The organism is Allotamlana fucoidanivorans (assembly GCF_006265225.1).
GTDB lineage: Bacteria > Bacteroidota > Bacteroidia > Flavobacteriales > Flavobacteriaceae > Allotamlana > Allotamlana fucoidanivorans.
Genome location: NZ_VDCS01000001.1, coordinates 355,686 through 369,367 on the forward strand (window position 1 = coordinate 355,686; position 13,682 = coordinate 369,367).

Annotated in this window: 13 protein-coding genes; all 13 read right to left on the reverse strand. The window is 35.5% G+C overall.

Annotation, left to right across the window (positions count from 1 at the left end; all coding sequences use genetic code 11):
- Positions 1 to 256 precede the first annotated feature (256 nt).
- Positions 257 to 1,936 carry an ABC transporter ATP-binding protein gene (locus tag FGF67_RS01555; RefSeq protein ID WP_139694692.1) on the reverse strand — a complete coding sequence of 560 codons (1,680 nt, stop codon included), beginning with the start codon at positions 1,934 to 1,936 and terminating at the stop codon, positions 257 to 259.
- Entirely contained in the window at positions 1,937 to 2,653 is a 717-nt protein-coding gene (locus FGF67_RS01560; protein WP_139694693.1) for a 3'-5' exonuclease, read from the reverse strand.
- The gene (locus FGF67_RS01565) at positions 2,650 to 3,795 is read right to left on the reverse strand and encodes a serine hydrolase domain-containing protein (RefSeq protein WP_139694694.1); all 1,146 of its coding nucleotides are present in this window, start codon (positions 3,793 to 3,795) and stop codon (positions 2,650 to 2,652) included. Before FGF67_RS01565 ends, FGF67_RS01560 begins: the two co-directional genes overlap by 4 nt.
- A gap of 64 nt (positions 3,796 to 3,859) precedes the next feature.
- Positions 3,860 to 4,333, reverse strand: a complete 474-nt coding sequence (locus FGF67_RS01570; protein WP_139694695.1) for a methylated-DNA--[protein]-cysteine S-methyltransferase — start codon at positions 4,331 to 4,333, stop codon at positions 3,860 to 3,862.
- Between the two features lie 6 nt (positions 4,334 to 4,339).
- Positions 4,340 to 5,425 carry a CNNM domain-containing protein gene (locus FGF67_RS01575; protein ID WP_139694696.1) on the reverse strand — a complete coding sequence of 362 codons (1,086 nt, stop codon included), beginning with the start codon at positions 5,423 to 5,425 and terminating at the stop codon, positions 4,340 to 4,342.
- Between the two features lie 25 nt (positions 5,426 to 5,450).
- Positions 5,451 to 6,440, reverse strand: a complete 990-nt coding sequence (gene hemB, locus FGF67_RS01580) for a porphobilinogen synthase (RefSeq protein ID WP_139694697.1) — start codon at positions 6,438 to 6,440, stop codon at positions 5,451 to 5,453.
- 11 nt (positions 6,441 to 6,451) lie between these two features.
- On the reverse strand, positions 6,452 to 7,351 hold the full coding sequence (locus tag FGF67_RS01585; RefSeq protein ID WP_158293158.1) for a DUF4421 family protein: 900 nt from the start codon (positions 7,349 to 7,351) through the stop codon (positions 6,452 to 6,454).
- Between the two features lie 44 nt (positions 7,352 to 7,395).
- Positions 7,396 to 8,298, reverse strand: a complete 903-nt coding sequence (gene hemF / locus FGF67_RS01590; protein WP_139694699.1) for an oxygen-dependent coproporphyrinogen oxidase — start codon at positions 8,296 to 8,298, stop codon at positions 7,396 to 7,398.
- Between the two features lie 5 nt (positions 8,299 to 8,303).
- Positions 8,304 to 8,846: a GNAT family N-acetyltransferase gene (locus FGF67_RS01595; protein ID WP_139694700.1), complete on the reverse strand. Its 543-nt coding sequence runs from the start codon at positions 8,844 to 8,846 to the stop codon at positions 8,304 to 8,306.
- Positions 8,836 to 9,594, reverse strand: coding sequence for an EI24 domain-containing protein (locus FGF67_RS01600; protein ID WP_139694701.1), 759 nt, complete (start codon positions 9,592 to 9,594; stop codon positions 8,836 to 8,838). Before FGF67_RS01600 ends, FGF67_RS01595 begins: the two co-directional genes overlap by 11 nt.
- A gap of 126 nt (positions 9,595 to 9,720) precedes the next feature.
- Complete coding sequence (hemE, locus tag FGF67_RS01605) at positions 9,721 to 10,746, reverse strand: uroporphyrinogen decarboxylase (protein WP_139694702.1); 1,026 nt, start codon at positions 10,744 to 10,746, stop codon at positions 9,721 to 9,723.
- A 74-nt stretch (positions 10,747 to 10,820) separates the two neighbouring features.
- Positions 10,821 to 12,398, reverse strand: a complete 1,578-nt coding sequence (hemC, locus tag FGF67_RS01610; protein ID WP_139694703.1) for a hydroxymethylbilane synthase — start codon at positions 12,396 to 12,398, stop codon at positions 10,821 to 10,823.
- The gene (gene hemA / locus FGF67_RS01615; protein WP_139694704.1) at positions 12,391 to 13,653 is read right to left on the reverse strand and encodes a glutamyl-tRNA reductase; all 1,263 of its coding nucleotides are present in this window, start codon (positions 13,651 to 13,653) and stop codon (positions 12,391 to 12,393) included. The genes hemC and hemA overlap by 8 nt, the downstream gene beginning before the upstream one ends.
- Positions 13,654 to 13,682 lie beyond the last annotated feature (29 nt).

Below are 13,682 nucleotides of genomic sequence, written 5' to 3' on the forward strand. Positions count from 1 at the left end.
TTAGTACTCCCCAAAATAACCAAATTAATAATAGATTGCTTTAAATCTATCATAAACTTGAATGACTATGAATGTTGCAACAAATCTACCTGAACAACCTACTCATGATGAAAGCAAATTCAAAGAAACATTAAAAGAGAATTTGCAGTTTTTTAGAGGTCTAATTTATTTAACTAAAAAGGTTTTTATGTTTTAATTAAGAAGTTAAATAATAGCACATAAAAAAAGTCGTTTTGAAATTTCAAAACGACTTTTTTTATAATCCTTTAGGGATAGCATCTATAAGTTTTTGGGTATATGCTTTTTGTGGTTTGTTGTAAATAACATCGGCATCATCTAATTCTTCAATTTTGCCCTTATTCATTACTAAGAGCTGGTCAGACATATATTTTACAACAGCTAAATCATGTGAAATAAAGATGTAGGTAAAGCCAAAATCGTGTTTAAGTTCATTAAGTAAATTTAAAACTTGCGCTTGTACAGAAATATCTAAAGCAGAAACCGACTCATCACATATAATAAGTTTAGGTTGTAAAGCAATAGTTCTGGCAATACCAATACGTTGTCTTTGCCCTCCAGAAAACTCATGCGGATATCTGTTATAATGTGCTTCAGAAAGCCCTACTTTGGTTAAGAGTTCTAACACTTTCAACTTGCGTTCTTGGTTGCTACTGTAAAGACCATGCACTTGCATAGGTTCTAAAATGGCCTCTCCTACAGGGATTCTTGGATTGAGTGAGGAGTAAGGATCTTGGAATATAATTTGAATATCTTTTCTAAGAGTTCTAGCTTCAGATTTTGATAGTTTGGTAATGTCTATGCCTTTGTAATTAATTTGCCCGGCAGTAGCTTTATCAAGCAAAAGAATGGCATTGCCTAAAGTTGATTTTCCACAACCAGACTCACCAACTAAGCCTAAAGTTTCACCTTCATATACTTTAAAACTAATGTTATTAACCGCTTTAAACGATTCCGTTTTTCCAAATAAACCTGTTTTAGAAAGGTATTCTTTTTCAACATTTAAAACCTCTAATAACGGTGGCTTGCTATACATGATGGTATGTGCTTTTTGCCGCATATTTTCAGTAATAATAGCTTTAGCAATAGTGTGATTTAAATAATCATGTATAGTAGGTAAAGTTTTTAAGCGAACATCTAAAGAAGGTCGTGCATTAATTAACGCTTTGGTGTAATTGTGCGTAGGGTCTGTAAAAATTTTGGTAACCGCTCCTTGCTCCACAATATCGCCTTTATACATGACCAATACCCGGTTAGCGATTTCAGAAATTAAAGCCAAATCGTGAGTGATAAAAATAATGCTCATTTTGGTTTCTTGCTGAAGGGCTTTTAAAAGGTTTATAATGTCTTTTTGAACCGTAACATCAAGTGCTGTGGTGGGTTCGTCTGCAATAAGGATATCTGGTTTGCAAGCCAATGCCATAGCAATCATAACCCGTTGTTTTTGACCTCCTGATATTTCATGCGGATAAGCAGAAAACACGCGTTTGGGTTGTGGTAATTTTACTTTTTCAAATAATATGAGTGTTTCTTTTTTTGCTTCAGATTTAGATAAATTAGTGTGTTGTAATAAGATTTCTAAAACTTGATTGCCACAGGTCATTGAAGGATTTAAAGAACTCATTGGCTCTTGAAAAATCATTGAAATTTTTCGTCCTCTTAATTTTTGAAAGGCTTTTGAAGGTAATTTTGTAAGATCTTGATCTTCAAAAGTTATAGAACCACTAGTAATTTGCGCTATTTTTTTGGGAAGCAAGCCTAAAATAGCTAATGAAGACACCGACTTCCCTGAACCAGATTCACCTACAATACCTAAAATTTCATTTTTATGAAGGGTATAAGATATGTTATGAATGACTTCATTGGTTCCAAAGGAAATGGAGAGATTTTTAATTTTTAATATAGTAGTGTCTTTCATTTAGATATGAACGATTTCATCGTCTGTTAGAATAGCATCGCCTCGTAAACGTAAAAGAATTTGAGCCACAGCTATGGTGTCTTTTTCGCAATATACGATAATGCGGTCTATGTCGTTATCTTCATAAAACACCCGACAAACTTCACTGCCATCAATATCATCTTTTGGAGAAGGAATGCCCAGAACATTAGTGAGCAACTTTAAGGACGTATAGGTTTTGAAGTCACCAAATTTCCATAATTCTAAAGTATCTAAATGTGCCACTTCCCACGGTTTTTTTCCAAATAAGTTAAGTTTGGTAGGCAGTTCTATGTTATGAATAATCATACGGCGTGCAATGTACGGAAAGTCAAATTCTTTACCATTATGGGCACAAAGTAAGTGTTTTGTTTGATTGAAATGTGATTCGAGTAGGTTTTTAAAATCATTTAAAATTTTAAGTTCATCACCGTAAAAAGAAGTGACTCTAAATTGTCTTAATTCCTCACTCTGAATCTTGAAATAGCCCACAGAAATACAAACTATTTTTCCAAATTCGGCCCAAATGCCTGCACGTTCGTAAAATTCTTCAGCCGTGAAATCTTCTTTTCTTTGATATTTCGATTTATGATCCCAAAGAATTTGTTTCGTTTCGTCTAAATCTGAAAAGTGTTGGGTTTCAGGAACCGTTTCTATGTCTAAAAACAAGATGTTTTCAAGGTTCAATTTTGAAATCATTGCTCTAGCATTTTATAGGCTTCATCAATATACACGTCCATATCTGAGGTGAATGGTTTTTTGCCTTCATCACTAGAAGTTCGTTGTCCTAATCTTACAATAATCACATTGTCGTTAGGTTCGACAATAACGTATTGGCTGTGATGACCACGCATTAAAAAGAAGCTTCTGTCGTTGCTCTTTCTTAACCACCAACCGTAACCATACTCTGGACTTTCAGGAAATCGGGGCGTTATAGATTTTGCTACAAAAGTAGAATCTAACAACTGTTTACCATTCCATTTTCCGTAGTCCTTGTAGAGTTTTCCAAATCGGGCAAAATCTCTAGCATCACTAGAAATACAACAAAATGTTTTAGCGAGTCTGTTTTTTGCATCATCCAATTGCCAAAGAGCATCTTCGGTAGCGCCCAAAGGGATCCAAAAACGTTCTGAAAGGTATTGGGCTAAAGGTTTGCCTGTGGCCTTTTGGATAATCATTCCTAATAATTGGGTGTTTCCACTTAAATATTCAAACGATTTTCCGGGTTCTTTTATCACTTTTAAATTAAGCATGGTCTCGGCTAAATCGTCATCGTAATTAGCTCTTGCGGTTAATGAAAACGGACTCGTATAATGCTCAACCCAGTCTAAACCAGAGGCCATAGAGGCTAAATCGCCCACAGTTGTTTTTTCATCTTTAAATTGAGGGTAAAAGTCACCAATGGGTTGATCCAGACTTTTTATGTGTCCATCCATAATAGCTTTTCCTAGCATGGCCGTAGTAATACTTTTAGCCATTGAAAAAGAGTTTGTCTTAGAGTCTTTTCCATAGTTAGGTGCGTACCACTCATAAAATATACTGTCGTTTTTAATGATGAGGTAAGCAACTGTTTCTAAAGCTGCATTGATTTGCTTAAGTTTTTCGGAAGGGGCTACCGTGTTATATTTTTTATGTAATGGCCACGGCTGGCTGCTATCGCCTTTAGCAATGGTGTCGTTGTCAAAATAAGGATAGTCATCAATCCAAACCGTTTTATGACCTGTGAAGTAAACGATACGAACACCTCTTAAAATGTAACTATAATCGAAAATATAGAGTAAAAGAACAATAAACAGTAAAATGATAGCAAGCCACTTCACAAATTTTTTAAGGAATTTCATTACAAGCTATTTAGGTTAACTAAATATAGAAATATTTTATGTATTTAAAATTAAAAATCGAAGGTTAAAACAAGCTTTGCTGTTTATAAGGGCTTTCATGTTGTAATAACCATTGTTTGCGGTGCAAACCTCCTGCATATCCTGTTAAGTTGCCATCACTACCAATAATGCGGTGGCAAGGGATTACAATCCAGAGTGGGTTTTTCCCATTGGCATTCGCCACAGCTCGAATAGCTTTGGCATCACCTAATTGTTTTGATAGATCTAAATAGCTTATGGTTTTTCCAAATGGCACATTTTGAAGTTGATTCCAAACTTTTAATTGAAAATCGGTACCGTGTGGGTTTAATTTTAAATGGAATGTTTTTCTAAGACCCTCAAAATATTCGTTAAGTTGCGTAGCGCAATCCTTTAAACTTTCGGGAATAATCTTGGTTGTTTCTTCTTTAGAATCAAGTATGGTAATTGCAGCAATGCCATTAATATCACCTGTTATTTGGGTATAACCTAAGGGCGTATTAATGATGCAAGTATCCATATCCATTTATTTGTTGGGTTTGTTGTCCTCAAATATACCAAGTTTTCTGGCTCTAGACTCCCAACTTTTTCTAGCTAGAACCTGTAAGTCTGACACATTATCACTTTCATCCATAATTTCTAGTCCGAGTAAGGTTTCTATAACGTCTTCCATGGTTACTAAGCCACTTACCGAGCCATATTCATCAACAACCAAAGCCATATGGTTTCGGCTTTCAACCAATTGTTCAAACAGTGTTGGAATAGGTAAACTCCTGTCTACTACAATAATATTTCGCTTGAGTTCTGAGAGTTTTTTTGAACCGTTGTCAAGAGCCATTTCCTTAAATACTTCATCTTTTAAAACAAGCCCCGTAATATTATCATGCTCATCAGTGTACACAGGTATTCTTGAAAACCGTAGGTTTAAATTTTTGTTGAAAAAATCTTCAACCGTTGTAGTTTCGTTCTCTGTTTTCATCACCGTTCTAGGGGTCATCACATCCTTGGCAAAAATCTCCTTAAAATTGAGTAGGTTTTTTATGATTTTGCTTTCATTTTCCTGGAACACTCCTTCTTCGTGAGCTACATCGGTCATGGCTACAAAACCTTCGCGAGTTAATACACTGCCGTGCCCTGTACCTCCAATGAGTTTTGTTGTGAGCTGCAATACCCATAAAATCCCGGTCCATTTTAAAGGAAAAATCATGATAGTAAGGGCTTTTGATGCAAAATTAGCTAAACCTTTCCAGTAGGTAGCACCTATGGTTTTGGGGATGATTTCTGAAGCCACCAAAATTAAAAAAGTCATGATAGCTGAAACGATACCAACGGTATTAATACCAAAAAATTCAAGTTTAAAAGGAAGTTTTTCAGCTTCAATGCCTACCATCATGGCCCCTAGGGTATGCGCAATGGTGTTTAAAGTAAGTATGGCAATAAGTGGTTTATCTACATCTTTTTTAAGTGCTTCTAGGGTAAAGGCGTAGTCTCTCCCTTCTTGTTTTTTTATATTGATAAATGTTGGGGTAACACTAAGTAAAACAGCCTCTAGGATAGAACATAAAAAGGAAAAGAATATGGAAATGGTGGCCCAAAATATAAGTGTGGTCATTGTATTTTAATTTACAGGTGCTAAATTAAGAAATCAATTTAACTACATCTTTCGCAAAATACGAGGCGATAATGTCTGCCCCAGCACGTTTAAAAGCTATAGTGGTTTCTAGCATCACTTGGTCATGGTCTAACCATCCGTTTTGGGCTGCAGCTTTAATCATAGCGTATTCTCCTGATACTTGATACACGGCTACAGGTACATCAACTTCATTTTTAATGTCTCTTAAAATGTCTAGGTAAGAAAGGCCAGGTTTTACCATAACAATATCTGCACCTTCTTCAATATCCATTTCGGTTTCTTTAATGGCTTCAAATCGGTTGCCGTAATCCATTTGGTAGGTTTTTTTATCCTTTGGAATGTCAACTAAATCAACAGGAGCAGAGTCTAAAGCATCTCTAAAAGGGCCGTAAAATGATGAAGCATATTTAGCCGAATAACTCATAATACCTGTATTTATAAAACCTTCATCTTCTAAAGCCTCCCGAATGGTTAAAATACGTCCGTCCATCATATCACTTGGCGCCACAAAATCGGCTCCAGCTTCAGCGTGAGAAAGGCTCATTTCAGCAAGAAATAGAGCGGTTGCATCATTAACAATCTCTCCGTTGTCAATTATGCCATCATGCCCGTAAGCGGAGTAAGGGTCTAAGGCCACATCGGTCATGACGAGCATATCCGGACAAACGTTTTTAACTGTTTTTATAGCACGTTGCATGAGTCCATTAGGATTTAAAGCCTCTTCTCCTGCATTATCCTTTAAATTATCAGGCACTTTAACAAATAGCAATACCGATTTTAGCCCTAATTTCCACAGTTCTTTTATTTCATTTTCAAGCAAATCTAAACTATAACGAAAATAATTAGGCATTGATGGAATTTCGTCTTTTATACCTTTGCCTTCAACAACAAATAATGGTACTAAAAAGTCGTTTGGGGTTATAATGGTTTCGCGAACTAAAGAACGAATGGCTTCGTTGGTTCTTAATCGTCTATTTCTTCGTAATGGGTACATAATTTTTGGTTTTAAAAGCCAATAAAGTCATTAACATCATCGGCCCATTTCATAAATTTTTTGGGTGCTTTAAAGCGATATCCTATATATAATTCAATAAAACTGATAGCGTCACCTTGTCTGTTAGTATTACCAATACTTTTTTCTAAAACGGAGATATTGGTGTTAATGCCTGAGAAAAATGAATCAGAATTATAGCTTAATACAACGCGTCCAGTAAGCTCATACAAAATAGTGTTTATATTTTCGGCGCCTACATTTTCAGAATGACTTAAACCCATACCAAACGATGCTCCAGCAGAAAATAAGAGTTTATTAGATAGTACAAAGTTATAATAATAACTTGGCGAAATGGCTATATCAAAAGAAGTAGCGCGTTCGCTAAGATTATCTGTATTAACAAAAAACTTGGTGTAATACAGCGAAAGTTTAGGAATAAAACTTCCAGCACTTTTATTTTGCTTTTCGTTTTGATAGCCTATCGCTCTAAACGAGAATTTTTTATTGAATATATACGATGTGGCACCTCCAAGTTTTAAGGTTTCTATTTCAGGAAAATAAAATGAGGAAAAATTATTGTCGCTAAAAGAAAATCCCTTTTGGTAGTAAAAATCAATGGTTTGCATCCATTGGCGGTAAAACATTCTGAAGTTTAAGTTAAACAATTCAGAATCGGCATTATCTTTATTCGTGTTTAAAAATTTAGGAGAAAACCCAAACGCAAGTTCTACGCTTCTAAATAAAAGTGATGCTCCTAAGTAATCTCTTTCATTTGGGCGTAATTCGTATTCTTCCCCGTCATTATCTGCAAAGAAAAAGATATTTGCTGTGTTTACTAACGATAATCTGGCTGATATTTTATCAGGGAACCCTGTAATATATTCACTTTTAGCAATACTATCCTGCGCCAAAGTAGGTAGTGTGCAGCAAATTATATAAGTATATAGTAGTTTTTTTATACCCAATCTTTAGGTGTTTTTAAAACGGTTATTAATTTTTCTTCTTCGCTTCCTGGTTCGGGGTGGTGGTCATAAACCCATTGTACATGCGGTGGTAAGCTCATCAAAATACTTTCAATACGACCATTGGTTTTAAGTCCGAATAATGTGCCTTTATCATGTACTAAATTAAATTCAACATAACGCCCACGACGAATTTCTTGCCAGTTACGTTGTGCTTCAGTATAATCTAAATCTTTTCGTTTTTCAACTATGGGGATATAAGCCTCTAAAAAGCTATTACCTATTTCAGTAACAAAGCTGTACCAATTGTTCATGCTCATTTTGTCTGTAGCTTTACAATAATCAAAAAACAAGCCTCCTATTCCTCTCCCTTCATTTCTATGTGCGTTATAAAAGTACTCATCGCATCGTTTTTTGTAATTCGGATAAAACTCAGGGTTATGTTTATCGCAAGCTGTTTTACAGGTTTGATGAAAATGAATAGCATCTTCTTCAAATAAATAATAAGGCGTTAAGTCTTGGCCGCCACCAAACCAGCTGTCTATAATGTTGCCCTCTTCATTATACATTTCAAAGTAACGCCAATTGGCATGAACTGTTGGAACCATTGGGTTTTTTGGATGAAGAACGAGACTTAATCCGCAGGCAAAAAAGTCAACATCACCAACCTTAAAATACGTTTGCATAGACTTTGGAAGTTTTCCGTGTACACCAGAAATATTTACACCGCCTTTTTCAAAAACATTTCCATTTTGAATTACGCGGGTTCTTCCGCCACCACCCTCTGGCCTGTCCCAGAGATCTTCTTGAAACTCGGCATGACCGTCAATAGCTTCAAGGGCTGAAGTAATTTGGTCTTGAAGGGTGTGTATATAGTTGAAAAATTGATCTTTCATTACTGTTAGTTTATTTTATGATATAGCTCGTATAGTTCCATATTGAGCGCACGTTCTTTTGGGGGTGTAAATGCTTTTTTTAATGTTTTTATCCAAGTAAAATGACATGAAGTAGCTACTGTAATACTTGGCGTATTGCTTTTATGCACTATGATTTGAAGCGTTTCCAGTTTAAGCTCATTAAATGCGTGTTTTGATAGTAACGCTATGGCTTCAGAAATTACCCCTTTCCCTTTGTGTTTGTAATCAATACAATAGGCAAACTCACCTTGTTTTTTAATCCAATCAATAGCTTTAAGGTAGATTAAACCAACTATTTTATTTGCGTTTTGTGGCTTTAAGGTAAATAGAATCTCTTTTTTTGAATTGAACTCACGGATTTTGTTTTCAACAAAAACTTGGGATAATTCTGGAGTTAGGTTTTGTGCTAAAGTTTTTGGAAAATACCGGTTTAACCTATCTTTATTTGCAGAAACAAAATCATATATACCCCAATGATCAAGTGATAATACTGGTTGAATGGTATATATTGAACAGTTAATCTGCATTAACAAGTTTGTTTTTTAATGTCAAGACTTCAATAGTTTTAACCGAAGCTGCTGTAACCGATAAAGGTAACACTAAAATTACACCAATTACAGGAATTAATAAAAACAAAATAAAGATGATACCATTTCCAATCGCTATACCTTTATGGTGTTTAACAAATTTAATACTTTCTTTATAGTTAAAGTGGCGTTCTAAAGTGTAATCCATATTTCCAAAACCTGCATAATAGGCTTGTACAGTAAATAATAGCACGACTGAAAATATATTTATTACTGGAATGAACTTTAGAAGCAAAATAGGCATGGTCAATACCAGTTCCATCATCAGGTTTCTAAGGTTGATTTTAATACCACGCCATAGCTGTTGAATAAACGATGTATTTCTATATGAATGCGGTTTAAAACCAGTTAAATGCGCTTCAATTTTCTCTGAAACAGGACTCATAAATGGTGCTGAAAAAGCCATGATAATGTGCTTGTACAATATAAGTCCTATGGCTAAAACAATGATGACACCAATAAAAGTTCCTATGGTAGAAAAGGTTTCTTTGCCCCAATCCCAAACCCATATTTGAGAGATAAACTGCCCAATGTTGTCCGATAACCCATATGCTGAAACACCTATAATTACAGCAGTAAGTAAAGAAATTAGCATGGGTATGGCAAAATATTTCCAAAGTTTAAGTTTAGAAATGAGGCTAAATACCCCAAAATATGCTTGAATTCCTGAAAATATATGTTTAATCATGACGTTGTTTTAGCTTTAGCTTACAGCGTTATTTTTGAACTTTATAAGGAAAGAAAAACCATCGCTAAAATTGAATTTACCTTTTATATGGTAATGATATAAAAGGTAAAAGGCATTTTATTTTTGTTACTGACCATATTCTTTTACCGCATCAATAAAGGCTTTTGCATGATCTAAAGGAACGTTTGGTAAAATACCATGCCCTAAATTTACAATATACTTATCTTTTCCAAAGTCATCAATCATTTGATGTACCATTTTTTTAATGGTTGCAGGGGGTGATAACAAGCGCGTAGGATCAAAATTACCTTGTAATGTTATATTTCCACCCGTTAAATAACGGGCGTTTTGTGGAGAACACGTCCAATCTACACCTAAAGCCGACGCTTTACTTTTGGCCATTTCCCCTAGTGCAAACCAACAGCCTTTTCCAAATGCAATGACTGGAGCGTTATCTTTTAAAGCTTCAATAATTTGATTGATATATTGCCATGAAAACTCCTGATAATCGGTTGGAGAAAGCATACCACCCCAAGAATCAAAGACTTGAACCGCATTAACACCAGCCTTTACTTTTTCTTTTAAGTAAGCAATGGTGGTATCTGTTATTTTTTGCAGCATTTGATGAGCGGCTGCGGGGTTAGTAAAACAAAACTCCTTAGCTTTATCAAAGGTTTTGCTGCCTTGGCCTTGTACACAATAGCATAAAATAGTCCATGGCGAACCAGCAAAACCAATTAACGGAATATCGTCATTAAGTAATTCTTTGGTGGCTTTTATGGCTTGATATACATAATCTAAGGCCTGAGTGACATCTGGAACAATAACATTGTCAACATCTTTTTGGGTACGAACAGGATTTGGTAAATATGGTCCAAAGTTAGGTTTCATTTGTACCTCGATGTTCATGGCTTGTGGAATAACCAAAATATCGCTAAACAAAATGGCCGCATCCATACCGTATCTTCTAATGGGTTGTACAGTAATTTCACTGGCCAACTCAGGCGTTTGGCAACGGGTAAAGAAGTCGTATTTTTCACGTATGGCCATGAATTCCGGTAGATATCTTCCTGCTTGACGCATCATCCAAACTGGAGGGCGTTTTACCGTTTCTCCCTTTAAAGCTCTTAAAAATAAATCGTTTTTAATCATAGTTATTTGTTCTGAGTTGTTGGCTATGAGGTTTGAGCAGAGGCTATTGACCTGAAATGAATAACCAAAAACCGTTAAATATAATGTTGATTCACTAATTCTATAACACTTTCAACAGTTGGCACTTTGGCAATTCTCACATCATCAAAATGCCTTTTTGCTGCTTTAGCTGTGGTTTCTCCTATGCAAAACGCGATAATCTCGTTTTTGTTTTTTTCAACATAACTATCAACGGTTGAGGGGCTGTAAAACATGACACCTTCAATAGAATCGGCTACTTTAAATCCGTCAAACTTAGTTTGGTAAGCCTCAACCTCATTCACTGCTATGTTGTTTTTCTCTAATATGGTAGGCAAATCATCCAGTCTAATATCGCTACAAAAATAAGTTACCTCACTTCCCTCCATATATTCCACAAGGTATTCAGCAAGTTTTTTTGCATTTTTCTCGGTATGGGTTACGGGGCCAATTTTGTTTTCAATTAACCGTTTGGTACGTCGTCCTACACAATAAATATTTTTAAACTGTAATTCACTGGAAGAAAAGTTTGTAGATAGGGCTTCTACCGCATTTTTGCTGGTAATAATTACATTTTCAATTTCTTTTTTTATGAATCGTGGATGAATTCTATTTAACCCAATTTTTATAAAGTCAGAACTGTCAGCTACTACCTTTTCATGAAACAATAAGCGTTGATCTTCTGTAAAAGATTTCGTAGAAAACACTTTAGCTTTTTTAGTGGAGTTTTTAATGGTATCCATGAGGCGTTTACCACCGCGCTCTATAATGAAGTCTGCACAAAATTGTGCCATATCTTTGTGTTCACCAAGATTTTTAACTCGGGTCACATCAATACGTTTAGAGCCGTCTTCACTTAGCAAAACACCTTTAAAGTTAATCTCATTATTTTTTATTACGGCCAGAGCACCAATAGGAGCGGTACAACCACCTTCAAGTTTGTTTAGAAATTCACGTTCAATAGTGGTACAAATTTCTGTTTCTTCATGATTTAGTTGGGCGCATGCTTTAAGAGAAAAATCATCTTCGCCTAAAGCTGTAATCATAATGGCACCTTGCGCTGGCGCTGGGATCATCCAATCTAAATTAACGGCTTCATCAGGGCGTATTCCTATTCTTCCAATGCCTGCAGCGGCAAAAATAGCACCATTCCACTGGTCGTTATCTTTGAGCTTTTGTAGTCTGGAGTTCACATTGCCACGTAAATCAACAATGGTATGCGTGGGAAAACGGTTGAGCCATTGGGCACGTCTTCTTAAGCTTCCTGTGGCAATAACAGCATCTTTGGCTCCTAAAAATTCTTCGTTGTTTTTAAAAACCAGCGTATCATTTACATTTCCACGTTTTAACACTGCTGCTTGAACAATGCCTTTTGGTAACACTGTTGGTACATCTTTTAAGGAATGAACAGCTATATCAATATCATGATTAAGCATAGCAATATCAAGCGTTCGGGTGAAAATACCTGTAATGCCCAGTTCGTATAGGGGTTTATCAAGAACTATATCGCCCGTAGATTTTACGGGAACAAGCTCTGTAACATACCCTAAATTTTCAAGTTGATGTTTAACTATGTTGGCCTGCCATAGTGCTAACTCACTATCGCGTGTACCAATTCTTATGGTTTTAGACATGTTTTGTTGAAGGTTCTAACTGGAACACTTTTTTTATGAGTTCCAAACTTTCGTCGGTAGGAACATCATCATCTTTTAAGTGATGGGCAAAGTGGTTAGTGATTTTTTGAATAATATTATTGCTAATAATTGCGGCTTGAGTCTCATTAAAATCAGCATGTTTTTTACGTTGCACTTCCAATTCGGCAGCAGCAAAATCAGATAATTTATGTTTTAAGGCTTTAATAGTTGGTGCAAACTTTCTAGTTTCTAACCATTCGCTGAATTCTAAATTTACTTCATCTAGAATGGCTTCAGCCATAGGAATCTGGGCTTTTCTTGCCTCTAAAGTTTGATCTGTAATTTGCGAAAGATGATCTAAATGCACAAGTGACACATTATCAAGTTCCTCAACATTAGCGTCTACATTTTTTGGAATAGATAAATCAAGAATCAATAAGGGTTTTTCAGACTGAATAATATGCTTGTCAATGGTTGGGCGTTGGGCACCAGTGGCAACAATCAAAATATCAGAATTAGAAATTTCTTCTTGTAAATTGGCATAATCTTTAACAATCAAATTAAACTTACCAGCAATTTGCTCGGCTTTTGTTTTGGTTCTATTGATTAAAGTGATGTGCTCATTTTTAGTGTGTTTTACCAGGTTTTCACAGGTATTTCTTCCAATTTTTCCTGTTCCAAAAAGTAAAATATTTTTATTAGAAACCTGTTCTATACTGTTTAAAATATATTGCACTGAGGCAAAAGAAACCGATGTGGCCCCTGATGAAATATTGGTTTCTGTTTTAATGCGCTTACTAGCTTGAATCACCGCATTTACTAAACGTTCTGTAAAATGATTGAGTAACCCGTGTTTGCGTGACAGTTTTGTGCTTTGTTTAAGCTGACTTATAATTTCAAAATCACCAAGAATCTGGCTATCTAAACCAGAGCCTACACGAAACATATGTGAAATAGCTTCTTTATTTTTATAAATGTAGGCTACTTCTCTAAATTCTTCAACGGTGCCTCTTGTATTGTCACAAAGTAGTTGGATAAGTTGGTAAGGATGCTCTGCAAAACCATAAATTTCAGTACGGTTACAGGTTGATGTTACCACTAAGCTTTCAATATTATTCGTTTTAGCTTGAGCAAGGAGGCGAAGCTTAGATTCGTCATCTAAACTAAAGTGCCCTCTTATTTCCGCATCGGCTTTTTTGTAACTCAAACCAATGGCGTAAAAGTACTTACTTCTACTAATGTTATACTTTTGCATGCTTAATACCTGAAAATGTGAAGCAAAAA

Bases quoted from the DNA above. Each gene is read 5' to 3' on its own strand.
- FGF67_RS01555 (WP_139694692.1), bottom strand. From the start codon at position 1,936: ATGAAAGACACTACTATATTAAAAATTAAAAATCTCTCCATTTCCTTT.
- FGF67_RS01560 (WP_139694693.1), bottom strand. From the start codon at position 2,653: ATGATTTCAAAATTGAACCTTGAAAACATCTTGTTTTTAGACATAGAA.
- FGF67_RS01565 (WP_139694694.1), bottom strand. From the start codon at position 3,795: ATGAAATTCCTTAAAAAATTTGTGAAGTGGCTTGCTATCATTTTACTG.
- FGF67_RS01570 (WP_139694695.1), bottom strand. From the start codon at position 4,333: ATGGATACTTGCATCATTAATACGCCCTTAGGTTATACCCAAATAACA.
- FGF67_RS01575 (WP_139694696.1), bottom strand. From the start codon at position 5,425: ATGACCACACTTATATTTTGGGCCACCATTTCCATATTCTTTTCCTTT.
- hemB (WP_139694697.1), bottom strand. From the start codon at position 6,440: ATGTACCCATTACGAAGAAATAGACGATTAAGAACCAACGAAGCCATT.
- hemF (WP_139694699.1), bottom strand. From the start codon at position 8,298: ATGAAAGATCAATTTTTCAACTATATACACACCCTTCAAGACCAAATT.
- FGF67_RS01595 (WP_139694700.1), bottom strand. From the start codon at position 8,846: ATGCAGATTAACTGTTCAATATATACCATTCAACCAGTATTATCACTT.
- FGF67_RS01600 (WP_139694701.1), bottom strand. From the start codon at position 9,594: ATGATTAAACATATATTTTCAGGAATTCAAGCATATTTTGGGGTATTT.
- hemE (WP_139694702.1), bottom strand. From the start codon at position 10,746: ATGATTAAAAACGATTTATTTTTAAGAGCTTTAAAGGGAGAAACGGTA.
- hemC (WP_139694703.1), bottom strand. From the start codon at position 12,398: ATGTCTAAAACCATAAGAATTGGTACACGCGATAGTGAGTTAGCACTA.
- hemA (WP_139694704.1), bottom strand. From the start codon at position 13,653: ATGCAAAAGTATAACATTAGTAGAAGTAAGTACTTTTACGCCATTGGT.